The 22,038-nt window shown below is 40.5% G+C and carries 20 protein-coding genes; 7 read left to right on the forward strand and 13 right to left on the reverse strand.

Features of this window, described 5'->3' with window-relative positions:
• Window position 1: 1 nt before the first annotated feature.
• From ACFOSX_RS03805 to ACFOSX_RS03840, 8 genes are all read right to left on the reverse strand, one after another.
• On the reverse strand, window positions 2-871 hold the full coding sequence (locus ACFOSX_RS03805) for an N-acyl homoserine lactonase family protein (RefSeq protein WP_386097180.1): 870 nt from the start codon (window positions 869-871) through the stop codon (window positions 2-4).
• Window positions 872-888: 17 nt separating this feature from the next.
• Window positions 889-2,337 carry a Fe-S cluster assembly protein SufB gene (sufB, locus tag ACFOSX_RS03810; RefSeq protein WP_386097182.1) on the reverse strand — a complete coding sequence of 483 codons (1,449 nt, stop codon included), beginning with the start codon at window positions 2,335-2,337 and terminating at the stop codon, window positions 889-891.
• A 16-nt stretch (window positions 2,338-2,353) separates the two neighbouring features.
• The gene (locus ACFOSX_RS03815; protein WP_386097184.1) at window positions 2,354-2,683 is read right to left on the reverse strand and encodes a HesB/IscA family protein; all 330 of its coding nucleotides are present in this window, start codon (window positions 2,681-2,683) and stop codon (window positions 2,354-2,356) included.
• 144 nt (window positions 2,684-2,827) lie between these two features.
• Entirely contained in the window at window positions 2,828-3,052 is a 225-nt protein-coding gene (locus ACFOSX_RS03820; protein ID WP_386097186.1) for a hypothetical protein, read from the reverse strand.
• A 232-nt stretch (window positions 3,053-3,284) separates the two neighbouring features.
• Complete coding sequence (locus ACFOSX_RS03825; RefSeq protein WP_386097188.1) at window positions 3,285-4,364, reverse strand: cytochrome-c peroxidase; 1,080 nt, start codon at window positions 4,362-4,364, stop codon at window positions 3,285-3,287.
• A gap of 3 nt (window positions 4,365-4,367) precedes the next feature.
• Window positions 4,368-5,138 carry an MbnP family protein gene (locus ACFOSX_RS03830; protein ID WP_386097190.1) on the reverse strand — a complete coding sequence of 257 codons (771 nt, stop codon included), beginning with the start codon at window positions 5,136-5,138 and terminating at the stop codon, window positions 4,368-4,370.
• The gene (locus ACFOSX_RS03835; RefSeq protein WP_386097192.1) at window positions 5,138-6,427 is read right to left on the reverse strand and encodes a hypothetical protein; all 1,290 of its coding nucleotides are present in this window, start codon (window positions 6,425-6,427) and stop codon (window positions 5,138-5,140) included. The genes ACFOSX_RS03830 and ACFOSX_RS03835 overlap by 1 nt, the downstream gene beginning before the upstream one ends.
• Window positions 6,428-6,484: 57 nt before the next feature.
• On the reverse strand, window positions 6,485-8,281 hold the full coding sequence (locus ACFOSX_RS03840) for a choice-of-anchor B family protein (protein ID WP_386097194.1): 1,797 nt from the start codon (window positions 8,279-8,281) through the stop codon (window positions 6,485-6,487).
• A gap of 109 nt (window positions 8,282-8,390) precedes the next feature.
• Here ACFOSX_RS03840 and thiL point away from each other — a divergent pair, with 109 nt between their 5' ends.
• Window positions 8,391-9,443 carry a thiamine-phosphate kinase gene (gene thiL / locus ACFOSX_RS03845; RefSeq protein WP_386097196.1) on the forward strand — a complete coding sequence of 351 codons (1,053 nt, stop codon included), beginning with the start codon at window positions 8,391-8,393 and terminating at the stop codon, window positions 9,441-9,443.
• 1 nt (window position 9,444) lies between these two features.
• Here thiL and ACFOSX_RS03850 read toward each other — a convergent pair whose 3' ends face one another.
• Both ACFOSX_RS03850 and ACFOSX_RS03855 read right to left on the reverse strand, forming a co-directional pair.
• A complete protein-coding gene (locus ACFOSX_RS03850; protein ID WP_386097198.1) occupies window positions 9,445-9,708 on the reverse strand; it encodes a hypothetical protein in 264 nt (87 codons plus the stop codon).
• 63 nt (window positions 9,709-9,771) lie between these two features.
• Window positions 9,772-10,545, reverse strand: a complete 774-nt coding sequence (locus ACFOSX_RS03855) for an alpha/beta fold hydrolase (RefSeq protein ID WP_386097200.1) — start codon at window positions 10,543-10,545, stop codon at window positions 9,772-9,774.
• Window positions 10,546-10,640: 95 nt separating this feature from the next.
• Between ACFOSX_RS03855 and ACFOSX_RS03860 the strand changes: the two genes are divergently transcribed.
• From ACFOSX_RS03860 to ACFOSX_RS03870, 3 genes are all read left to right on the forward strand, one after another.
• Window positions 10,641-12,191, forward strand: a complete 1,551-nt coding sequence (locus ACFOSX_RS03860) for a serine hydrolase (RefSeq protein WP_386097202.1) — start codon at window positions 10,641-10,643, stop codon at window positions 12,189-12,191.
• Complete coding sequence (brnQ, locus tag ACFOSX_RS03865) at window positions 12,191-13,486, forward strand: branched-chain amino acid transport system II carrier protein (RefSeq protein ID WP_386097204.1); 1,296 nt, start codon at window positions 12,191-12,193, stop codon at window positions 13,484-13,486. The genes ACFOSX_RS03860 and brnQ overlap by 1 nt, the downstream gene beginning before the upstream one ends.
• A 75-nt stretch (window positions 13,487-13,561) precedes the next feature.
• Window positions 13,562-14,104 carry a hypothetical protein gene (locus ACFOSX_RS03870; RefSeq protein WP_386097206.1) on the forward strand — a complete coding sequence of 181 codons (543 nt, stop codon included), beginning with the start codon at window positions 13,562-13,564 and terminating at the stop codon, window positions 14,102-14,104.
• A 17-nt stretch (window positions 14,105-14,121) separates the two neighbouring features.
• Here the strand turns inward: ACFOSX_RS03870 and ACFOSX_RS03875 are convergent, their stop codons facing one another.
• Window positions 14,122-14,775, reverse strand: a complete 654-nt coding sequence (locus ACFOSX_RS03875) for a hypothetical protein (protein WP_386097208.1) — start codon at window positions 14,773-14,775, stop codon at window positions 14,122-14,124.
• A gap of 115 nt (window positions 14,776-14,890) precedes the next feature.
• On the opposite strand from ACFOSX_RS03875, the gene ACFOSX_RS03880 reads away from it, so the two are divergent.
• The gene (locus ACFOSX_RS03880; RefSeq protein ID WP_386097210.1) at window positions 14,891-16,219 is read left to right on the forward strand and encodes an aspartate kinase; all 1,329 of its coding nucleotides are present in this window, start codon (window positions 14,891-14,893) and stop codon (window positions 16,217-16,219) included.
• A gap of 38 nt (window positions 16,220-16,257) precedes the next feature.
• Here the strand turns inward: ACFOSX_RS03880 and ACFOSX_RS03885 are convergent, their stop codons facing one another.
• Together ACFOSX_RS03885 and ACFOSX_RS03890 are read right to left on the reverse strand one after the other, a co-directional pair.
• Window positions 16,258-16,530 (reverse strand): DUF2188 domain-containing protein, encoded by a 273-nt coding sequence (locus ACFOSX_RS03885; protein ID WP_386097212.1) that lies wholly within the window; start codon window positions 16,528-16,530, stop codon window positions 16,258-16,260.
• 14 nt (window positions 16,531-16,544) lie between these two features.
• Window positions 16,545-17,837, reverse strand: a complete 1,293-nt coding sequence (locus ACFOSX_RS03890; RefSeq protein WP_386097214.1) for an aminopeptidase P family protein — start codon at window positions 17,835-17,837, stop codon at window positions 16,545-16,547.
• Window positions 17,838-18,189: 352 nt separating this feature from the next.
• Here ACFOSX_RS03890 and ACFOSX_RS03895 point away from each other — a divergent pair, with 352 nt between their 5' ends.
• Window positions 18,190-21,033, forward strand: a complete 2,844-nt coding sequence (locus tag ACFOSX_RS03895) for a VPS10 domain-containing protein (RefSeq protein ID WP_386097216.1) — start codon at window positions 18,190-18,192, stop codon at window positions 21,031-21,033.
• A gap of 27 nt (window positions 21,034-21,060) precedes the next feature.
• Window positions 21,061-21,930, forward strand: coding sequence for a hypothetical protein (locus ACFOSX_RS03900; RefSeq protein WP_386097218.1), 870 nt, complete (start codon window positions 21,061-21,063; stop codon window positions 21,928-21,930).
• The last annotated feature ends 108 nt before the right edge of the window (window positions 21,931-22,038 follow it).

The raw sequence follows: 22,038 nt of genomic DNA on the forward strand, positions 1-22,038 counted from the left end.
CTTAATCTAAATATGCAGGATATTTTGGTAATCTATTAAAGTCTTTTACGCTATGTTGAATGTAAACATCAGCATTGTTTTCTTTGGCAAAAGCTTCAAATTTCTCCATGCTTTTCAAGGTCATATCCACATCAAAATTGAAACTTGGAACGCCTCTGCTTTCACGGTTTTCTTCAAAATGGTATAAATCGCCAGTCAATAAAACATTACCAGAATTTTCTAATTTTAAGAATAAGACTTGATGTCCTGGTGTGTGGCCTGGCATGGATTTAATCATAACCGTTCCATCTCCGAAAACGTCAAAATCGCCGTTTAGTTTTTCAACCTTGGTTAGCGGTGCAATGGATGGGTAATTATCGCCTTTTTTCTGTTCTTCGCTTGTAATAAAATCATACTCCGTTTCTTGAACCAACCAAATAGCATTCGCAAATTTTGAAGCAGACCCCGTATGGTCAAAATGGGTGTGAGACACAGCAATAAAATCAAAATCGTTTGGCGTTAAATTCAATTGGGACAGTTGTGATACAACAGAATCCTTACGTGATACGGTAAATGCACCATCTGGTGTCGTATAAGGGTCTTGACCAACTAAACCTTCCGCTAAACCAGCATCCCATAACAGTCGTCCTTTAGGGTGTTCAATGATATAAAAGGCATCTGCGAAGGTTTTGCTTTGACCGGTATACGTTGTGTCTTGTGAAAATATTTCGAGCATATTGGCTTGTACGGTTCCTCCGTCTAAGGTGTATAATTTTACGCCTTCTTTCTTGGTTTCTTCTACGGTTTCGGTTTCTGAGTTTTCAGATTTGTCGTTTTTACATGAAGTAAACGTGAAGCCTAAAATTGCGAATAATAAAATGAGTTTTTTCATAATGAATAGTTTGTTGGTTAACCTACTGAGCCTTCCAATGAAATTTCCAATAGCTTTTGAGCTTCTACAGCAAATTCCATCGGTAATTTATTCAATACTTCTTTTGAAAAACCGTTGACGATTAAAGCAATGGCTTTCTCGGTATCAATACCACGTTGGTTACAATAGAAAATTTGGTCTTCCCCAATTTTACTGGTTGTGGCTTCGTGCTCTATTTGTGCGGTTTTGTTCTTTGCTTCAATATATGGGAAGGTGTGTGCGCCACATTCGTTACCCATCAATAAGCTATCACATTGTGAAAAATTTCGTGCGTTTTCGGCTCTGGAATTTATCTGAACCAAACCGCGATAGGAGTTTTGTGATTTTCCAGCAGAAATACCTTTAGATATAATTGTTGACTTGGTATTTTTCCCCAAGTGAATCATCTTCGTTCCTGTATCGGCTTGCTGATAGTTGTTGGTTACGGCAATAGAATAAAATTCCCCAACCGAGTTATCCCCTTTTAAAACGCATGATGGATATTTCCACGTAACCGCACTTCCGGTTTCTACTTGTGTCCACGAAATCTTGGCGTTGGTTTCACACAAACCTCGTTTGGTCACAAAATTGTAAACACCACCTTTACCTTCGGCATTTCCAGGATACCAGTTTTGGACGGTTGAATATTTAATTTCCGCATCATCCATGGCAATGAGCTCCACCACAGCGGCGTGTAATTGATTTTCGTCACGGCTCGGTGCTGTACAGCCTTCCAAGTATGATACATAAGACCCTTCATCTGCGATGACCAGTGTACGTTCAAATTGGCCCGTGCCTGCTTGGTTAATTCTAAAATATGTTGATAATTCCATAGGGCATCTTACGCCTTTAGGAATGTAACAGAAAGAGCCATCACTAAATACTGCCGAATTAAGAGCGGCGTAGTAATTGTCTTTTTGCGGAACGACGGTCCCCAGGTGTTTCTTTACAAGTTCCGGGTATTCCTTAATGGCTTCTGAGATACTCATAAAAATAATACCTTTTTCAGCCAAGGTCTTTTTGAATGTAGTAGCTACAGAAACTGAATCTACGACAACATCCATAGCAACACCAGCTAATTTCTTTTGTTCGTCTAGCGAAATACCCAACTTTTCAAAAGTGGCTAAAAGCTCCGGGTCAACCTCGTCAATACTATCGTACTTAGGTTTGCTGTTTGGTGCCGAATAGTAGGAGATGGCCTGGAAATCGGGCTTTTGATAGTTGACGTTTGCCCAGTCTGGCTCTACCATATCTTGCCAAATTTTAAAGGCTTCCAATCGCCATTCGGTCATCCATTCGGGCTCTTCCTTCTTCTTGGAAATCGCTCTTACAATATCTTCGTTAAGACCAACGGGGAAGGTGTCAGATTCAATATCTGTATAAAAACCATATTCGTATTCCTTGGTTTTTAATTCTTCCCGTAAATCGTCTTCGGTATACTTACTCATAGTTGAGTTTTAAATGTTATAATGAAAAAGACTCGCCACAACCACAAGTACGGTTGGCGTTTGGGTTGTTAAATACAAACCCGGTTCCGTTGAGTCCTCCAGAATATTCTAATGTGGTTCCTATTAAGTACAAGAAACTCTTTTTGTCGACGATGATTTTTACTTCATTGTCTTCAAAAACCTTATCGCCATCGATTTGTGATTTATCGAACTTCAAATCATACGATAAGCCAGAACACCCACCGCTCTTTACGCCTACGCGAACGTAGTCCGTTGTTGGGTCAAAGCCATCGTCTTTCATGAGTTCCACAACCTTGTTCTTGGCAGTGTCAGAAACTTTAATCATATACGTTAAATAGATTAGTTCTAAATAAAACGCAAATATACGATATAACTAGGCTTTAGCAATATTTACTAACATTATATTAGGATATACTTTGATAGGATTTGCCTATGAATTTGAAGATGTAGAACTACTAAATTGGAATGTTTATTTAAGTGCCAATCTCTTATTTAAAACGAATAACTGTTTCAAGGTATTTTGAAGTCTAAGGTTTGAAGACGCTTCTGTTTCAAAATCACCATTATCATCCAAATTGGTCTTGGTTTTGCAGTGTTTGCAAATGAGCAAGGCTTGTCCTCTTTCAGTTTCAAACTTGAAATAATTATGACCAAAAACAAGGCATGACAAGTCCGTGTTGGTTGAAGGTTGCATAGTTTGCTATTCAAAGATTTAGGGACGAACAATATAGACATCTAATTCAATCACTTGGTTAAAAAGCATATTTTTTCGATGAAATACACTTTTCTTTAAGATTTAAATCAGTTTGAAGGGTTTTTCAAATCTAATCGTTCTTATAAATCTTGAAGAAATATCACATTTAGGCCGGTCTCATGACTTAATCCGACAGGTTGCATATTCCTGGGGATTCAAATAAGAAAATTTGCTAATTCTGAAAATCTGGATTATCCATAAAGGACTGGTCATTCAAAGTCAGCAAAAAGGCTAGTAAATCGGCCTTGTCCTGGTCTGATAATTGTACGCCACCTTCGTCCACTTTCTTCATCAGCGGGTCAATTGTTGCTGAGGGCTGAAGACCTTCACTGTAATGGTTAATGACCTCTTCCAATGTGGCAAAACGCCCGTCATGCATGTACGGCGCCGTGAATGATAGATTTCTTAATGACGGTGAACGGAACTTACCACTGTCAGCAGGGTCGCCAGTTACAGCGCCCAAGCCTAAGTCCGTGAATTCTGAATCTAAGCCATTGTTATGAAAGGCATTGTCCGTCCATAGAGGATTGTTGGGACTTCCATGGCAATGAAAACAGTCGCCACGGGCTTCATCCATAAAAACATTTAACCCGTTCTGTTCTTGCGGGGTCAATTCTTCTTGACCAAGGGTTACTCTATCAAACTTTGAATTTGCAGAAATCAAGGTGCGCTCGAATTGCGCTATAGCCTTTGTGACTAATTCTGTCGTGATTGTTGATGTTGAAAAAGCGCCTTCAAATAAGTCCGGGTATTCTGAATGATTTTGAAGTCTTACCACAACATCTTCCCAATTACTATGCATTTCAACAGGGTTTTGTACGGGTTCCAAAGCCTGACGTTCTAAGCTCAGTTCCTTGCCATCCCAAGCAAAGCGTTCAGAGAAATTCCAAGCGAGATTAAACAGAGGCATGGAGTTTCTTGAACCAAGTGTTCCGTTAACGCCAGCGCTAAACTGTGCATTATCGGTAAAGGATTTTCTAGGGACATGGCACCTTGCACATGCAACGGAATTATCTGAGGAGAGAATTCGGTCAAAAAAGAGACGTTTTCCTAAGGCAACACCTTCAACGGTTTGTGGGTTATCATTGGGAATCAGTGGCGCCAAAAGATTGTCAGAAAAAATTTGAGGGACTTGTAATTCTAATGCTGTAGGGCCAACAGGTTGAACAGGCTCATAGCCTTCGTCCTTGCTGGAGCAAGAGGACAGAACTAGCAGTAAAATAAAAATACTATGTAACCGCCAGTTTTTCATGAGCTATTGTGTTACGGTTCCTAAACTAAACACGTTTCGCCCGTTTTCAGATATCACAATCTGTGCTGAGCTATTGGGCATTAAAACCGTATTCAGACTATTTAAATCCCAAGTATTAGGACTTTTAAACCACTCGGCGATATTCATTTCAACAGTTAGTGAAGCATCGTCAGTAAGGCTAATGGCGCCTAAATTGACTGTAAAAAATGTGTCTTGAGGAAAGGTTGGATTCATTCCAGGATTGTCTACAGCACGAATGGCATGATAATTAAAGCCTTGTTCTTCAGAATTACTGTTAAGGAATTTCCCGTCAAATTGCATGTAGTGGTAACCGCCACCCAACATATCCGGCACGTTGAATGAGGCCAAATTTAAATCCACATAGTTTTCAGCGTTGTCTTCGTTGTCAAATCCAAAATTGAAAGAAACATTGGTGTAATTGCCTTTAAGAACAGCTTCAGGAAGTGTTAAACTAAGGCTATTTTCGATAGATAAGTCAATGAGTTGATGAATATCGAAGGTTAGAAATTCGTTATTGCTATTCGAAAACCTGATGTCCGACACCAAATACCGCAGGCGTTCAATACTCAACATCTCGCCGTTGGCATTGGCGAATTTAATGGTGCTAAAATCAGCATCAGTTACCGTTTCTCCATCCCAATTGTGCGTAAAATTGAGAGTGACCATAGCATCTGTTGAAACGGTATCGTCTTCGTCCGTACCACAGGTATATAAAAGAAGCGCTATAATTAAAACGGGGGCAAATCTTGACATTAGTTCTGTAGTTTTATAAGGAGTAGGTCTGTAAATCCTTTATTCTCTAAGATGTCTTCATCATTGCTTGTGGTATCTCCAACCGCAATGATATTACCATCATTTAATTCTGTAACGCCGTAGGCAAAGTCAATATTGCTACCACCAACGGATGTTTCCCAATGAAGCTCTCCGTTTGAATTCACTTTTAAAACCCAGGCATCATTCTGTCCTTTATTATCCGATACATCGCCGTCACTGCTTCTTGAGCTTCCGGCCAATAAAAAGCCATTGTTTTGAGTTTTATAAATGGCTCTAGCGACATCAAAATCGGTGCCTCCAATATTTTTTTCCCAAAGTAATTCTCCTTCTGGAGCTATTTTAATAAGCCATAAATCGGCACCGCCATTGTTATTGGATATGTCGTTGGAGTTGCTTCTGGTATCGCCGGCAATGATAAAATTTCCATCTCCAGAGGCGACTATGGCTCTTGCTTCATCAATCTCAGAACCGCCAAAGGATTTTTCCCAGATAAGATTTCCTGTTGAAGAAATTCTTATAATCCAAAAATCGTAGGTTCCAAGGTTTGAAGAAATATCGGTGTCTTCGCTATCAGAGCCACCTGCGATAATATACCCACCATCGTCTGTTTGTACAACGCCTTCAGGAGTATCCGTGAAATTACCTCCATAATACTGGCTCCATTCTAAGTCGCCAGAAGCATCTAATTTTACAGCCCAATAATCACCACCTGCATGTCTTTCCGAAGACCTTGATGAGGTATTTCCTGCACCGCCAGAAGCCGTTACATCCAAAACTCCTGTGATTAAATACCCAGAGTCGTTAGTTTGAATGACAGAAATACCATTATCATTCCCTTGAAAACCATAAGATTTTTGCCATTGGAGGTTTCCTGAAGTATCCAACTTTGCCAACCAATAATCCTGAAACCCTGAGTTACCTGAAACATCACCATCATTGCTAGAACTCGTTCCTAGAATAGCAAAGCCACCATCTAGAGTTTGAATTATTGACCGACCCCTATCATCACCAGTACCACCGTATGTTTTTGACCATTGGAGTTCGTCAGTGGCATTGTATTTAAGCAGAAAATAATCAAAGTCTTCGGACGATTTATCACTGATATCACCATCCATACTTTGGGTAAATCCAAGGATAGCGTAACCGCCATCTGTCGTGGAAATTATAGACTGCCCGCTGTCATTTAAGCTCCCTCCAATGGTTTTCACAAAAGCGACTGACCCAGAAATATCGCTAGGTCCATTAGGGTCATCGCTTTTACAAGCCATGAGATTTATACTTATAAGAAGTACTGCTATTGAAATTCGGGACGCCATAAGCAAGTGTTATTGGCTCTTTCTTAGAATCAGTAAGCCTTGTTCAATATCACTCGCAATGATGATGCCACTCGAGAAATAAGGATAAACACTCCAAACCCCATTAAAGCTTGCACTATCACTACCCGGGAATGTATCCAAAAATGCTGTTTCACTCATAGGGTTGCTCGTAGAACTGATATTGGATATGTCTATCAAACGTACCCCAGCTCTATAATTGGCCATGTAGTATTCATTCCCCAAAACGTACCCATTATGATCTATGGCGTTTGTTGGGCCAAAGTAATTGGCATGCTCAACCGGGTTGTCTAAATCAGTAAAATCAAAGATTAATGTTTTGGTATTAAATCCAAAGGCCTGTTCGTCTGTTTCATCACCGAGGATGAAATACTTTTGATCCTCCGTAAACCAACCCTGGTGCGCATAAGATGTTTGTGGGTAGGTAAAATCACTAATAGGAATAATATTGTTTTTATCTGTTACATCAAGAATTACAACTTTATCAGTATTTCCATTACTTCCTATGTAAATCTCTCTATTAGTATAATCTGTGTCTGGCCCTTTGTAAGTCACAACTTGAGCATCGTGCGAATAACCTCCAGCCGTATAATCTCCTAAAAATGTTGGATTCACCGGATTTGATATATCCACAAAAATTGGACCGCCGCCATTAGTCGAAGAACAGCCTACAAGATATGCAACGGCCTCACTTTCGTTTATGACAATATTGTGGCAACTGCCAACACCATTATAAACGGCATCTGCTGTAAAGATCATTGGAGGTGATGTAACGTTTCTCAGTTTAGCAAGATTGAATACCTGCATACCGTGAGCACCAACACCATCAGCAACGATAAACGCATAATCGTTATATACCTTTACATCTCGCCAAAAATTTGTGCCTGCATTAGAGTTGAGTCGACCCAAAAACACTGGATTCATTGGGTCAGTAACGTCAACAAAGGCAGTACTATTAGTCATGGCAATAAGGGCATATTCATTTCCTGTTAAAGGATCGGTCCACCCCCAAATATCACTACCTTCCGTATTTGGGTTGCCTCCTAAAGTTTCAGCATCGATAGCGCCCATAACGTCCATGCCATTACATGGGTAAGGCCCTGCCATTCCGTCTTCACACGTGTAAAGCGGGAAATTATTTCCTACTATATCGTCACAGGTATCTCCTAAACCATCACCATCGCTGTCTGCTTGGCCTGGATTTGCTATGTCTGGGCAATTATCAGCATCGTTGGCAATACCGTCGCCATCTCTATCATCATCACAAACATCACCAATGTTATCGTTGTCTAGATCAGCCTGATCTGGGTTCGCTACTAATGGACAGTTGTCCATATCATCAATGATGCCATCACCATCATCATCGTCATCACATTCATTACCTAAACCGTCTCCGTCTGTATCAACCTGATCTGGGTTTGGTGTGTCAGGGCAGTTGTCTTCATCATTATCTCTTCCATCGTTATCCGTATCGTTATCGCAGATATCACCTTCCCCATCATTATCAGCATCTTCTTGGTCAGGATTAGCCATCATTGGACAGTTGTCTTGGGTATTTACTACACCATCGCCATCAATATCATCGTCACAAAGATCTCCGATACCGTCGTTATCTAAATCACTCTGATCAGGATTTGCAATATCTAAGCAATTATCATCTTCATCACTGATGCCATCACCATCCGTATCTAAAGGTGGAGGCGCTGGTTTATCGTCATCACCACAATTGGTTACACAAATAGATATAGAAAAAATGAGAAGGAAGAGGAAAAATTTGGAGCGTTTCATCAGTATTTTTTTTGCAATTTACTTGAATTTCTTCACATGCGATAAATCTATAACGAAATAACCCGATTAAAGTATATCAAAATCACAAAATCCGTAATACTTTTGCAAAATGATTGAAGACAAAAATCCACAGCGTACTCCTTTGAGTGAACTAGGTGAGTTTAAGCTCATTGAGCACCTAACCGAGCATTTTGAAGTGAAACAACAATCCACCATAAAAAGTGTCGGTGATGATGCGGCCGTTTTAAATCCTAAAGGTCAGATTGTAGTGACGACGGACATGCTAGTAGAAGGTGTACATTTTGATTTAAGCTACGTGCCATTGAAACACTTGGGTTACAAGGCTATTATGGTCAATCTATCAGACGTTTGTGCCATGAACGCGATACCGACTCAAGTTACCGTGTCAATTGCCGTTTCAAACCGTTTTCCGCTCGAAGCTTTGGAAGAGTTATACGCAGGGATTTTGCATGCGTCAAAAATTTATAATGTCGATGTTGTTGGTGGTGACACAACCTCGTCTACCTCTGGATTAATTATTTCAGTAACGGCCATTGGCGAAGTGAACGAAGATAATGTTGTTATGAGAAACGGTGCCAAACCAAATGATTTATTGGTCGTGTCTGGAGATTTGGGAGGTGCTTATATGGGACTTCAAGTATTGGAGCGCGAAAAGGAAGTTTTTAAAGTCAACCCTAATACTCAACCTGATTTATCAATGTATTCTTATATCATTGAGCGCCAACTGAAGCCTGAAGCCCGAAAAGATATTGTTGAATTGTTGGCGAAGTTAGAAGTAAAACCAACCAGTATGATTGATATTAGTGACGGCTTATCCTCCGAAATTATGCATCTCTGCAAACAAAGTAATGTGGGTTGTGATTTGTATGAAAATAAGATTCCATTAGACCCTCAGGTGATTTCAACTTGCGAAGAATTCAATATTGATAGTACAACAATTGCGCTGAATGGCGGTGAGGATTATGAATTATTGATGACTATAAGTCAAGAAGACTACCCTAAGATAAAGGGTAACCCTAATTTAACAGTAATTGGGTATATCACTGAGCCTGAAAAAGGGGCGCACTTGGTAACGCGTGCAGAAACTAAAATTCCGATAATAGCTAAAGGCTGGAAAAGCTTTAATTCCGAAACAGAGTAACTTAAGCGGCCGTTGTTTGAAAGGCGCGACTACGCATTCTGTTCATTTTATTGGCGTAGATGCGTGATAAAATTGAATTGATTTCCTTGAATTTAGGTGTCAGCTCGGTAAGCCTGCCGTTACCGTCAGTAGTCATTTGTTTTTTGCAACACTTACACGTGTATTCTTTAACGTGGTAAGTTACTTGTTTGCTCATTTCGTAGTTATGGCCAAAAATGTCGCAATACAGTTTAGTCGGGGTTAGGGCATTGGTAGAGTTATTCATGTCGGTAGATTTTGGTCTACTAACTTATTCAAAAAAAGGACAATAACAATTTTTTATGCAATATTATTCGATGTATTGTTTTAAAATGTAAGATAATTCTTCAATATTTTCAATATGACTCATGTGTCCTTCCGAAAGTTCCACGGTTTTAATGTCAGCATCTTTTGTTTTTTCTCTAATGGATTCTAAATCAACCACCCAATCCTTCAATCCTGAAATGATTAATTTTTTAGCTTGAAGGTTTTTCAAAACGTTGAATCTATCGGGTCGTAATCGCATGCCTTCTTGCAAAGCGATGTAGCCTTGCACTGTTGTTTTTAAAGCTTCGGACAATGCGAAATCATAGCTTGCCTTAAATTTTAACTTACTTTCTGGCGCGAATAAATTGGCGAAAGACATGCGTACCATGTTTTCAAAATTGGTCTGAACCATTTTATTGGCGCGTGCTCGGAGCGCTTTTCGTTCGTCATCGTCGGCTTCAAACGTAGAGTTCATCAAACATAAGCCTTCAAATAGTTGTGGCGCTTTTTCGGCCATGGCCAATGCTACATAACCTCCCATAGAATGCCCGATGACTTGGGCTGATTCAATATTTAAAGCATTCAGAATGAAAAGAACAAGTTCTGCCATGTCTTCCATAGTGCTCACGTAGCCTAGGTTTTCGCTTCTGCCATGCCCAGGAAAATCGATTCGGATGAATTGAAATCCTTCTGGAAGCGATACAATTACATCATCCCACATTCGGGTGTTTTCTAAAAAACCATGTAGTAGTACGACTGGTTTTCCGGTGCCATTGACTTCGTAATATATGCTCGCGTTTTTGTAGTCTATCGTCATGTTGCAAATATAAATTCAATGCGGAAGTGACCCTAGTTTTCATGACTAACATTTTGCTATATTTGGAATCTTACTAAATCAAATTCAAACATCACATGCTTTTAAAACGCTGGTTGACCCTCTGCCTTTTCGCTTTTTCATTGGTGCTCAATGCTCAAATCGACGATGCCCAACTCGATAAATTAATACAAGAAACCCTTACCACATTTGATATACCGGGTATCTCCGTTGGCATCTTAAAGGATGGCGAAATTATATATTCTGAAGGGCATGGCGTTCGTTCTTTGGAAACACAGAAGGATATGAATCCGAACACGCTAGTCGGTGTGGCGTCTAACAGCAAAGGATTTACCTGCTTTGCTTTGGCCATGCTTGTGGATGAAGGGGAATTGAGTTGGGATGACACGGTTAGAAAGCATATTCCCGAATTTCAACTCGCTGAACCTTGGGTGACCGAAAATTTTACGGTACGCGATTTGGTAACGCACCGAAGCGGGATGGCTTTGGGTGCAGGGGATTTAATGTTTTTTCCTGAAGGCAGTGATTTTACAACAGCTGACGTTATTGCCAATGTGAAACATTTGGAGCCCGAATCGTCATTCCGAAGTACTTTTCGCTATAACAACAACATGTACATCATTGCTGGTGAGGTTTTAAAACGCGTCAGTGGTTTGACTTGGGAAGAATTCATAGAAACCAAAATTATGAAACCCGTTGGGATGGTCAATAGTAAAGCCTCTTATTATCGGGTTAAGAATAAATCAAATATTATTGAAGCCCACACCAGAGCGGATGGCAAAGTGATTCAGATTCCCCACGACTGGTCGCCACTCGCAAATCCTGCTGGAGGGATTGTGAGTAATGTTCCTGATATGCTGACGTGGGCCGAATTTTTAATGAATGATGCCGTGACTAAAGATGGAGTTCGTCTACTGAGCAGTAGACAATTTCACGAGCTATGGCAATTACAAACCCCGTTGCGTGTTGGACCGAATGATTATTATAGCTCCAACTTTAGAGGCTATGGTCTGGGCTGGTTTTTAACCGATGTTAAAGGCGGTCATAAACAGGTCTACCATACAGGTGGTTTGTTGGGTACAGTAACGCAGTTTACGATGATTCCCGATTTGGATTTGGCAATTGTTGTGTTGACCAACCAAATGGTCGGTGGGGCTTTCAACACCATAACCAATACTATAAAGGACAGTTATTTGGGCTACGAGAATAGAAATTGGTTGGACAGGTATGGCAAACGTCGCAATGATTTCTTGGCGGAAACAGATTCTTTAAAAGTTGAAATTTTCAATCAGGTGGAAAAGGCTAAAGTAGATTCTTGCATTCCAAAACCAAATCAGATTACCGGGACTTACGGCGATGACTGGTTTGGGAATTTTGTTATTTCACACGAAGGAAAAACTTATACCATAAGAAGCGAGCGCTCCTCACAATTGGTGGGCGAATTACTGCCTTACAATGCAACGACATTTGTTGCCAAATGGAACAACCGCAGTTTTGATGCCGATGTATTCGTCAACTTTACCTTTGACACAAACGGGAAAGCACAAAGCGCAACAATGAGTTACATTACAGATATAACTGATTTCAGTTTCGATTTTGGGGACTTGGACTTAAAACGTGTGGATTAATGTATACGCGTCAAACACTCCTTGTCACCAGTTTCGGACTATTCTCTTTATTTTTTGGTGCAGGAAATTTATTGATTCCACCTTTATTAGGGTACAACGCTGGTGACAAATGGTTTTGGGTCACGCTTGGTTTTATGATTACGGCGGTTGTGATTCCTATCATCGGGATTATGGCACACGCCAAACTGCAAGGCACCATGTACGATTTTGGCAAGAAAGTCGCACCATGGTTTAGTTCTATTTATTGTATCATTGTTTACGCCATTTCTATTGCCATTCCTTCACCACGCACGGCATCCGCAACACACGAAATTGCCGTGCATCCAGCTTTTGGCACGAGTCCATTATTAACGAGTCTAATCTACTTTGCCTTGGTTTTGGTTTTTGTATTGAACCGTTCCAAAATCTTGAATATCATTGGGAAGTTCCTCACACCAATGATTGTGATTATGCTCTTATTAGTCATTGGCATTGGTTTGTATAACAGTAGTCTAGCAAATCCTGCAACGTTTGAAACACCAATGGTGAGCGGAATTTTGGAAGGCTACCAAACCTTTGACGCTATTGGCGCAGTTGTGGTTGGTGCCTTTTTGATTGTTTCCATCAACTTCAAAACGGTGGATGTTGAAGCCTATGAAGCCAAACGCTCCCTCATCCGAAAAGCAGGTCTCATTGCAGGTCTAGGGCTGTTTGTTATTTATGCAGGACTCATTTCTGTGGGTGCCTATTATGGCACGGAAATCAATGTAGACGATTCGCTAAGTAACGATATGCAACGCGCTAATTTGTTACGAGGCATAAGCAGCTCGGCGTTGGGGACCTTCGGAAATACGGTCTTGAGCATTCTCATTTCCTTGGCTTGTTTTACCACAGCTGTGGGTATTGTGGCGGGAACAGCCGACTATTTTAGAGGTTTGTTCAACAAATCGAACACTGCTTACATTATCACGGCGATTGTCGGTTGCTTGGCGGGTGTTGCTGTTGGGCAACTCGATTTTCATTCCATCATAGTCATTGCCTACCCGATATTACTGTTCATTTATCCGATAACCATTGTCTTAATTATTCTGAATATACTTTCTGAAAAATGGAGTTCGCCACTCGTATTTAGAGCCGTGGTGCTAACAACATTTATATTCAGTATTCCAGATGTGATTGGCTTTGTCAGTCCGTCTGAAGATTTAAAAACCGTCATTGAATACATCCCGTTAGCCAAATATAGTTTGGGTTGGGCGTTGCCAGCTTTGGTGATGTTTTTTGGAGTAAATACTTTTCAGAAGGGAAGAGGGATGTAATATTTTGCTTCAAGTGTTACAAAACTTTAGGTTATTCGTCTTTACGTCATACAGACGTATTATAATTAAAATGTTATGAAACCGACCTTTATCAACCAATGGCCGATAGTTTTTGGCACTTTTGTTTTAACCTTAATTTTTATTCTCTGGGAACATTTTAATGGAGGTGTTATTGAACATTATTTGTTGGCTGATGAAAATATGCCAAGCCTGTCCAATTGGTGGGGATTGCTGACCATTCCTGTATTTACCTATGTTTGTACATCTCTAATAAAACGAAGACATCAGAAAAAAATTAAGTCCGGTGATATTTCTCAAAATTTTGAAATCAATATCGTCAAACGATTTTTTTACGCTCTCATCTTCGGTGTGTTTGCGTCACTTCTGTGGGAGTTTGACATGGAGGAAATCCTACAATATTTCATACTTTCTCCTGTATTAATTGCGTTCTTTAAGCGAATCTATTTGCCAGAATACACGCTGGGATTCGTCTTAGGAATGATGTTTACCTTTGGTGGAATATTGCCAATTTTATTTGCAATTGTACTACTGATACTTTGCTTTATAGCCTACCAAATAAAAAGGGGTATCGTAGGTGTTTTTAAAAAACGAAATTAAACAGCAATTACTATACACTAGTCAGCATTCAAATTCTTAATCGCTGAAAACGCTTGGTCGACCAAATGGCTTTCTACCAAAACGGTAAATTCATTGGTGGTGGAAATGACTTCATAGAGCGAAATCCCTTCCCAAGCAAAGCGTTTAAATATCTGATAGTACAAGCCAGAAATCCTAGAGTTATCTTTAGGAAGACCAATACTAATGGCGGATAAATCATCCTGTGAATCAATCATTTTTTCAGATTGAAAGGCCTTTACAACCGCTTGTTTTTCCGAAGCTGATACTACGATATTGCTTTCATAAATGCCACGCGAAAAGCCGTAGAACGATTTAGAATCGAGAGTTTCAATCAGTTTCGCATGACTTTTAATCAGGCTTTCAGAATTTGAAAAGGTATAATCCACAAGATTGGAACGCACTGTAATATCGCCCAATTGTTTCATCACAGCCTTTAGTTTATGGGACTGTCGCAAATGCACCGGAGGCGCATAACGACGTAAGGCCATCATTATGGCACTAGTCTTAACATGCTTGCCGAGCATAGCACTAACAGGTGTTTGCAATTCTTCAGACAGAGCAGAAAAATTGATGATTTTCCGGAATAAGGCTTCCTCTAAAAAAGGTTGTTTAATAAGGATGTCCTCGACGCAAGAGGCTATGGTTTTCATATTCCAAAATGTTATATAATTAACAATTTGTGTAAAAATAAACTATTTCTTTCAAATTTTAGATAATAAAGACATATCACATCTATTTTTGTATTTCAAAAAAAATAAGAATACAATGTTGGTTTATAAGTTTGGAGGTACCTCTGTTGGGTCTGTGGTGAATATGCATCATGTTAAGGATATTATCAGCAATAGCGATAAAAAAGTGATTGTTTTATCAGCCATGTCTGGTACGACGAATGCTCTGGTGGAAATTTCAGAATATGTAAAATATGGGAACACTGAGGAAGCAAAACAGAAGATTAATGCACTCAGCGAAACCTACAATGCGGTCGTTTATGATTTGCTCCAAGATACTACATTAAGAAAAGATGTTAGCGCTTATGTCAACCGTATTTTTAAGGATTTAAGCGACTTGGTTTCTAGGGTATACACCAGCCAATGGCACAATAGCATTATTGCCAATGGCGAGTTATTATCTACCTACATGTTCAGTCGTTTTTTAGAACAGGAAGGCTTTAAAGTTGCCTTGTTGCCCGCTTTAGATTTTATGCGTTTAGATGGCAATAACGAACCGGATGAGTTTTACATTAAACAAAATCTGATGCGTCTACTTCATACGCAACCAAACGCCGACATCTATATCACACAAGGCTTTATTAGTTTAGATGTAGACGGTAACATTACGAACTTACAACGTGGCGGGAGTGATTACACGGCAACCATTATCGGGGCGGCGATTGACGCCGATGAAGTCCAGATTTGGACGGATATTGATGGTTTCCATAATAACGACCCACGCTACGTCAATGATACAAAAGCTTTATCTCATTTGTCTTATGATGAAGCGGCGGAACTGGCTTATTTTGGGGCTAAAATTCTACATCCACAAACCGTGATGCCAGTCCGCCGTTTAGATATTCCGTTGCGCTTAAAGAACACAATGGCACCCGAAGCACATGGTACGTTAATTACCAATCAAATCCATGGCGAAGGCATTAAAGCCATTGCGGCCAAAGATGGTATAACGGCCATTAAAATTAAGTCGGTCCGCATGTTGTTGGCACACGGGTTTTTAAAGAAAGTCTTTGAAATTTTTGAAACCTACGAAACGGCAATTGATATGGTAACAACCTCCGAAATCGCTGTATCCTTAACCATAGACGATACCAAAAATCTTGAAGCCATCGTCTCCGAACTTCAAAAATTTGCCGAAGTACATGTTGAAGATTACCTCAGTATTGTGTGTTTGGTAGGTAATCAGATTATTTACCACCCGGATACGCCGGAGCTTTTTCAGGTGTTACAAGACGTCAATGTTAGGATGATTGCTTATGGCGGTAGTAACAATAACATTTCACTATTGGTGAATTCTAGTGATAAGTTGGAAACCTTGCAGAAGTTACAGCGTTACGTGTTCGAGGGGAACGCTGTATTAATTTAATTTTAGTTAGAAAGGAAGCGCCAGAGATGGCGCTTTTTTTAATCTTTATAACTCACCCGCTCCCGAATCCCACCATGTGCTCTATGAATAATCACATCGGCTTTCTTGCGTTTTGCAATGGTCTTCGCTTTTCGGATAGCGGTGGATTGTTTTCGGTGTTTTGAAGTCACACGCTTATTGCCTTCTCTTCGAACTGCCCAACCATCTTCAAAAGGTACCACATGTTGATGCCAAGTCCTCGTCTTGCTTTTTTTGCCAAAGGCTTTTAAAATGACTTCGATGATATCGATAAGTGCGTCTTTCCAAGACATTTTATGTCGTGATTTTAGCTATTCATCAACGCCTCAATTTCCTCAACCTCAATTGGAATATTGCGCATTAAGTTAAACGGCTCTCCTGAATCTTGAATCACAACATCGTCTTCTAGTCGGATACCAAAACCTTCGTCTGGGATGTAAATGCCAGGCTCTACCGTAAAGACCATATTGGCTTGCATTGGCTCGTGTAATAAACCATAATCATGCGTGTCTAGACCAATATGGTGGCTCGTGCCATGCATAAAATAATTTTTGTAGGCAGGCCAATCTGGATTTTCGTTTTGTACATCGGCTTTATCCAATAAACCGAGACCCAATAATTCCGAGGTCATTAATTTTCCGACTTCCACATGATAGGCTTCCCAAAGTGTTCCCGGCACCAAAAGTTTTGTCGCTTCGTTCTTAACACGATTTACAGCATTGTAAACGTCTTTTTGTCGGTCTGTAAATCTTCCCGACACTGGAATGGTGCGTGTCATATCGCTAGAGTAATTCGCATATTCTGCACCAACATCCAAGAGGATTAAATCGCCCGCCTTGCATTGCTGGTTGTTTTCAATATAATGCAACACGTTGGCATTATTTCCCGAAGCGATAATTGGCGTGTAAGCAAAGCCTTTAGAACGGTTGTTTAAAAACTCGTGCATAAACTCGGCTTCAAGATTGTATTCCCAAACACCTGGCTTGGTAAACCCTAAAATGCGTCGGAAGCCTTTTTCAGTGATGTCGCAAGCCTGTTGCATGAGGTCTAACTCAATCTGGTCTTTTACCGAACGTAGACGTTGTAAAATGGGGTTGCTTTTGGCTACGGAATGAGCAGGATATTTTCCGAGTAACCATTTGGTAAACCGGTCTTCACGCGTTTCCGTCTCAACATTGGCTCGGTAATGCTCATTGGTATTGATGTACACCGTGTCGGATTGAGTCATCAACTCAAACATGATTTTCTCCATATCCTGAAGCCAATACACCGTCTTCACACCCGAAGTTTCAAAGGCTTTTTCCTTGGTCAATTTTTCGCCTTCCCAAACTGCTATATGTTCGTTAGTTTCCTTTAAGAAAAGAATTTCACGATGCTTTTCCTTTGGGCAATCTGGATATAACACCAAAATACTTTCCTCTTGGTCTACACCGCTGAGGTAAAAAATATCGCGGTGCTGAGCAAACGGCATAGTGCTGTCTGCACTTACCGGATAGATATCGTTGGAATTAAAAACTGCCAAACTATTAGGCTTCATTTGCGCCATAAAGTTCTTTCGGTTTTTTATAAAAAGGTTGCGGTCTATGGGATTGTATTTCATTGGAAAATAGTGTTTTTCATTCTCTGTCCCGACGCTTCGGGAGTGAGAATCTCATTAATCAAAAATATTATGTCACTCCCGAAATTTCGGGACTGACATTAGTGATAATAAAAATAAGCGTTTCCAAAAATAAACAAACTACACGGCAACATTCAAATTAAACTTTAAATTCAATTCAAATCCTTCCAAGTTCCGAAATTAGAAATTTGGTTCTTCTTCCCTTTGGGAAGATGTCCGACCAAGCGGACAGATGGGAGTCTTTTGTGTTAAACTTTCCCAACCCATTTTGAAGCCCCGTGGATATTAATTAATTTTCGAGAACGATTTAACTATCCATCAAAACCAACTCCTTATGAACCGTTCTTCTATTCTCGGTATTGCCTTTCTTTCCCTTTTTACTATGGCATTTGCCCAACAGCCAGCGACTTCAAGCTCAGAGCTTAAGTCGGCTTTAGAGCAAAAACGTGCCATGGCAGAAAACTCCATTGTAAAAAACGTGCCTTTTAAAAATATTGGACCAACCATTATGAGTGGTCGTGTGGTGGATGTTGATGTAAATCCGGAGCAACCTTCAGAATTTTATGTCGGTTATGCGTCTGGTGGGGTTTGGCATACCGTAAATAACGGCACAACTTTTACGCCGATTTTAGACAATTCCGATACCCAAAACGTCGGCGATATCGCAGTGCACTGGCCAACGCGAACTATTTATGTCGGGACTGGCGAAAACAACGCCTCACGCTCATCTTATGCAGGGATTGGCTTGTTAAAATCAACCGATAATGGAAAAACGTGGGAGGATTTAGGATTGATGGACGCGCATCACTTTGCTCCGATTTTAATTCATCCGAAAAATCCAGACGTGTTGGTCGTCGGTGCAACGGGCCATTTATATTCGCCAAATACAGAACGCGGTATTTACAAAACAACAGATGGCGGAAAAACATGGAACAAAACCTTGTTTGTGGACGATATGAGTGGGATTATTGATTTACAACACAGTCCTTCAAACTATAATGTGATGTTCGCCACCTCATGGACCAAAGACCGAAAAGCATGGAATTTTACGGGGAATGGCGAGAATTCTGGCATCTATAAAAGTACGGATGCTGGAGACACTTGGACGAAGGTTTCCGTAGCCGGAAGCGGTTTCCCAACGGGCGAAGGTGTCGGTAGAATTGGTGTGGCGGTATATGATGACAATACAGTTTATGCTATCCACGATAGCCAATTCCGAAGACCAGATGATGGAAAAGCTTCCGAAAGACGTGGTCTTCAAAAGGATGATTTCAAAACTATGAGCACGCAAGATTTCCTTAATCTTGATGATAAAAAACTGAATACCTTTTTAAAATCGAATGGCTTTCAAGAAAAATACCGTGCTCAAAATGTAAAGCAAATGATGCGTTCGGGGAATGTAAAACCGATTGACATCGCCAAGTATTTGGAAGATGCCAATAGCATGCTTTTTGACACGCCTGTGGTTGGCGCTGAGGTTTACAAAAGTACCGACGGCGGAAAGAATTGGAGCAAGACCCACAAGGACTTTTTAGACGGCATTTACTTTAGTTATGGGTATTATTTTGGTCATATCCATGTGGCGCCAAACAATCCGGATAACATCTACATTTATGGTGTCCCAATTTTAAAATCGAAGGATGGTGGCGCAACATTCACGTCTATTTCGGCGGAAAATGTTCATGCCGACCATCACGCACTTTGGATAAATCCCAAAAACCCAAATCATTTGGTTAATGGAAATGATGGTGGGGTAAATATTTCGTACGATGATGGTGAAAACTGGATTAAGAATAACTCGCCTTCCGTTGGGCAATTCTATGCGATAAACGTAGACAATGAAAAACCATATAACGTGTACGGAGGTCTTCAGGATAACGGCGTTTGGAAAGGTGCACACACGGCTCGGGAGGATAAAGGCTGGGAGCAGAACGGTCAATATCCTTGGAAATCTATTATGGGTGGCGACGGCATGCAAGTTCAGATTGACAACCGGAATTCTGATGTGGTATATACTGGATTTCAATTTGGGAATTACTTCAGACTGAATTTAGATACCGGAGAGCAAACCTACATTCAGCCAAAGCATACGTTGGGCGAAAATCCATACCGTTTCAATTGGCAAACGCCGATTTTACTGTCTTCGCACAATCAGGATATTTTGTATTTGGGAGGTAATAAATTAATGCGAAGCATGAATCAAGGTACCGATTGGCAAGCCATTAGTGGCGATTTAACCAACGGCGGTAAAAAAGGAAACGTGGCCTATGGCACATTGGCTTCGATAAGTGAAAGTCCTTTTGAATTTGGCTTAATCTACACCGGAAGTGATGACGGCTTGGTGCACGTCACCAAAAATGGCGGTGGCGATTGGACGAACATTTCGTCTAGCTTTCCTAAGGATTTGTGGGTCAGTCGTGTTATAGCTTCAGAACATAAAAAAGAACGTGTATACGTCACCTTGAATGGCTATCGTTGGGACGATTTTAAAACCTATGTGTACAAAAGTGATAACTACGGACAGACATGGACGGACATTTCGAGCAATTTGCCATTGTCGCCCGTTAATGTGATTCGAGAAGATTCCGAAAATGAAAATATCCTCTATTTAGGAACGGATAACGGTGCTTACGTGTCAATGGATATGGGCCAAAGCTGGAATGCCTTTTCCAATGGATTGCCGAATGTTGCGGTACACGATATTGTACTTCAAACGGATGCCAAAGACCTATTAATTGGTACACACGGCCGAAGCATTTACAAAGCCAATGTGAGGCCATTACAGACCTTCGGAAATAAAAATGCATCTCAAGATGTCGTCTTTTTTGATGTAGAGCCTATCCGAGAATCATCACGTTGGGGAAGTTCCTGGAGTCAGTGGTTAGACGCTTACGAGCCAGAAGTGACCTTGCAATTTTACAGCAAGTCTGAAGGGTCTAAAACATTGAAAATCCTATCTGAAGACGGCAAGGAACTCAACCAAATGACAGTCGATGTAGACAAAGGTTTCAATTATGTGGATTACCATTTAGATATCACTGAAAAAGGCAGAAAAGCGTTGATGAAGGCGGATACCACTATTGATATTTTGGAACGAAGCAACGGAAAATATTATCTACCAAAAGGCGTTTATACTATTGAGCTAGCTGGAAATTCTACCAAGCTTGAAATAAAATAGTATATTTCAAATCCAAATCTTAATCTTATGAAATCTACAAAAGTTATACTTTGTGTGTTGGCACTAAGCCTGTTTGCCTGCAATTCAGACGATGGTAACGCCCCTTTGGAAAACGAAGCAAAACTCATTATTAAGTTGAATTTTGACGCCAATCAAACCCGATTGAACAATCTTGGTCAGCCTGCAACTATCCCAGCCGGAAATGCAACTCAGACACCGAACATAAGACAAATGAGTGCCAATTATATTGAGTTTGCGCCAAATGCCACCTCGCTATTAGGTCAGGGCGAAATTATTTACGAAGGCCCAGAAACCAATGCCGGCGGGGACTTGGCGATTGATTTTCAGCAAGCCATTTTAGCAGGGCAAGACGATACGTTTTTAGAAGTACCCCTTAGCTCTGTTTCAGCAGGCAATTATGATTGGGTGAGAGTGTCCCTTTCATATCAGGAAGGAGATATAATGATACGCCAGAGCAACACGGATATTACCGCTACGTTAGCCAGTTTTCTAGGATACAACAACTACATTACATCTTTTGATTTAAATGGAAATACTTTCAACGTTAATGACGATGTACTACAAGGATTTTGGGCGGTTGAAGCCTTCGGTTTTACAGCGCAAGGTCAAGCGCCAGAAGGTGCAACTACGGTTCCTAATCCATTGTTTGATACCTCGCCAGTGCCTCAAGGCTCTTGTGTAGTCACTGGACAATTTGAAAATGGATTAAGCATTTCGGGTGACGAAACCGAGGATGTGGTCGTGACTTTATCCTTTTCCATCAACAACAGTTTTGAATGGACCGAGGTCAATTCCGACGGAAAATTTGAACCTTCAGCAGGCGAGCAAGTGGTGGATATGGGACTGAGAGGGTTAATTCCTCTGGTTGGGAACTAAACGTTTGTCAAAAAAGTGTCAAAAGCTATTAAATCTTGTTAAAATAAACTAAAACAGAATAACGGACGTTTTGGTAAGGCTACATTTGCTAGCCTAACTAATTCATCA

The organism is Winogradskyella maritima, assembly GCF_042650215.1.
In the GTDB taxonomy this organism is placed as follows: domain Bacteria; phylum Bacteroidota; class Bacteroidia; order Flavobacteriales; family Flavobacteriaceae; genus Winogradskyella; species Winogradskyella maritima.

Bases quoted from the DNA above. Each gene is read 5' to 3' on its own strand.
- ACFOSX_RS03830 (WP_386097190.1), bottom strand. From the start codon at position 5,138: ATGTCAAGATTTGCCCCCGTTTTAATTATAGCGCTTCTTTTATATACC.
- ACFOSX_RS03860 (WP_386097202.1), top strand. From the start codon at position 10,641: ATGCTTTTAAAACGCTGGTTGACCCTCTGCCTTTTCGCTTTTTCATTG.
- ACFOSX_RS03885 (WP_386097212.1), bottom strand. From the start codon at position 16,530: ATGTCTTGGAAAGACGCACTTATCGATATCATCGAAGTCATTTTAAAA.
- ACFOSX_RS03820 (WP_386097186.1), bottom strand. From the start codon at position 3,052: ATGCAACCTTCAACCAACACGGACTTGTCATGCCTTGTTTTTGGTCAT.
- ACFOSX_RS03840 (WP_386097194.1), bottom strand. From the start codon at position 8,281: ATGAAACGCTCCAAATTTTTCCTCTTCCTTCTCATTTTTTCTATATCT.
- ACFOSX_RS03880 (WP_386097210.1), top strand. From the start codon at position 14,891: ATGTTGGTTTATAAGTTTGGAGGTACCTCTGTTGGGTCTGTGGTGAAT.
- ACFOSX_RS03805 (WP_386097180.1), bottom strand. From the start codon at position 871: ATGAAAAAACTCATTTTATTATTCGCAATTTTAGGCTTCACGTTTACT.
- ACFOSX_RS03895 (WP_386097216.1), top strand. From the start codon at position 18,190: ATGAACCGTTCTTCTATTCTCGGTATTGCCTTTCTTTCCCTTTTTACT.
- ACFOSX_RS03875 (WP_386097208.1), bottom strand. From the start codon at position 14,775: ATGAAAACCATAGCCTCTTGCGTCGAGGACATCCTTATTAAACAACCT.
- ACFOSX_RS03890 (WP_386097214.1), bottom strand. From the start codon at position 17,837: ATGAAATACAATCCCATAGACCGCAACCTTTTTATAAAAAACCGAAAG.
- ACFOSX_RS03855 (WP_386097200.1), bottom strand. From the start codon at position 10,545: ATGACGATAGACTACAAAAACGCGAGCATATATTACGAAGTCAATGGC.
- thiL (WP_386097196.1), top strand. From the start codon at position 8,391: ATGATTGAAGACAAAAATCCACAGCGTACTCCTTTGAGTGAACTAGGT.
- ACFOSX_RS03900 (WP_386097218.1), top strand. From the start codon at position 21,061: ATGAAATCTACAAAAGTTATACTTTGTGTGTTGGCACTAAGCCTGTTT.
- ACFOSX_RS03825 (WP_386097188.1), bottom strand. From the start codon at position 4,364: ATGAAAAACTGGCGGTTACATAGTATTTTTATTTTACTGCTAGTTCTG.
- ACFOSX_RS03835 (WP_386097192.1), bottom strand. From the start codon at position 6,427: ATGGCTTGTAAAAGCGATGACCCTAATGGACCTAGCGATATTTCTGGG.
- ACFOSX_RS03815 (WP_386097184.1), bottom strand. From the start codon at position 2,683: ATGATTAAAGTTTCTGACACTGCCAAGAACAAGGTTGTGGAACTCATG.
- ACFOSX_RS03870 (WP_386097206.1), top strand. From the start codon at position 13,562: ATGAAACCGACCTTTATCAACCAATGGCCGATAGTTTTTGGCACTTTT.
- sufB (WP_386097182.1), bottom strand. From the start codon at position 2,337: ATGAGTAAGTATACCGAAGACGATTTACGGGAAGAATTAAAAACCAAG.
- ACFOSX_RS03850 (WP_386097198.1), bottom strand. From the start codon at position 9,708: ATGAATAACTCTACCAATGCCCTAACCCCGACTAAACTGTATTGCGAC.
- brnQ (WP_386097204.1), top strand. From the start codon at position 12,191: ATGTATACGCGTCAAACACTCCTTGTCACCAGTTTCGGACTATTCTCT.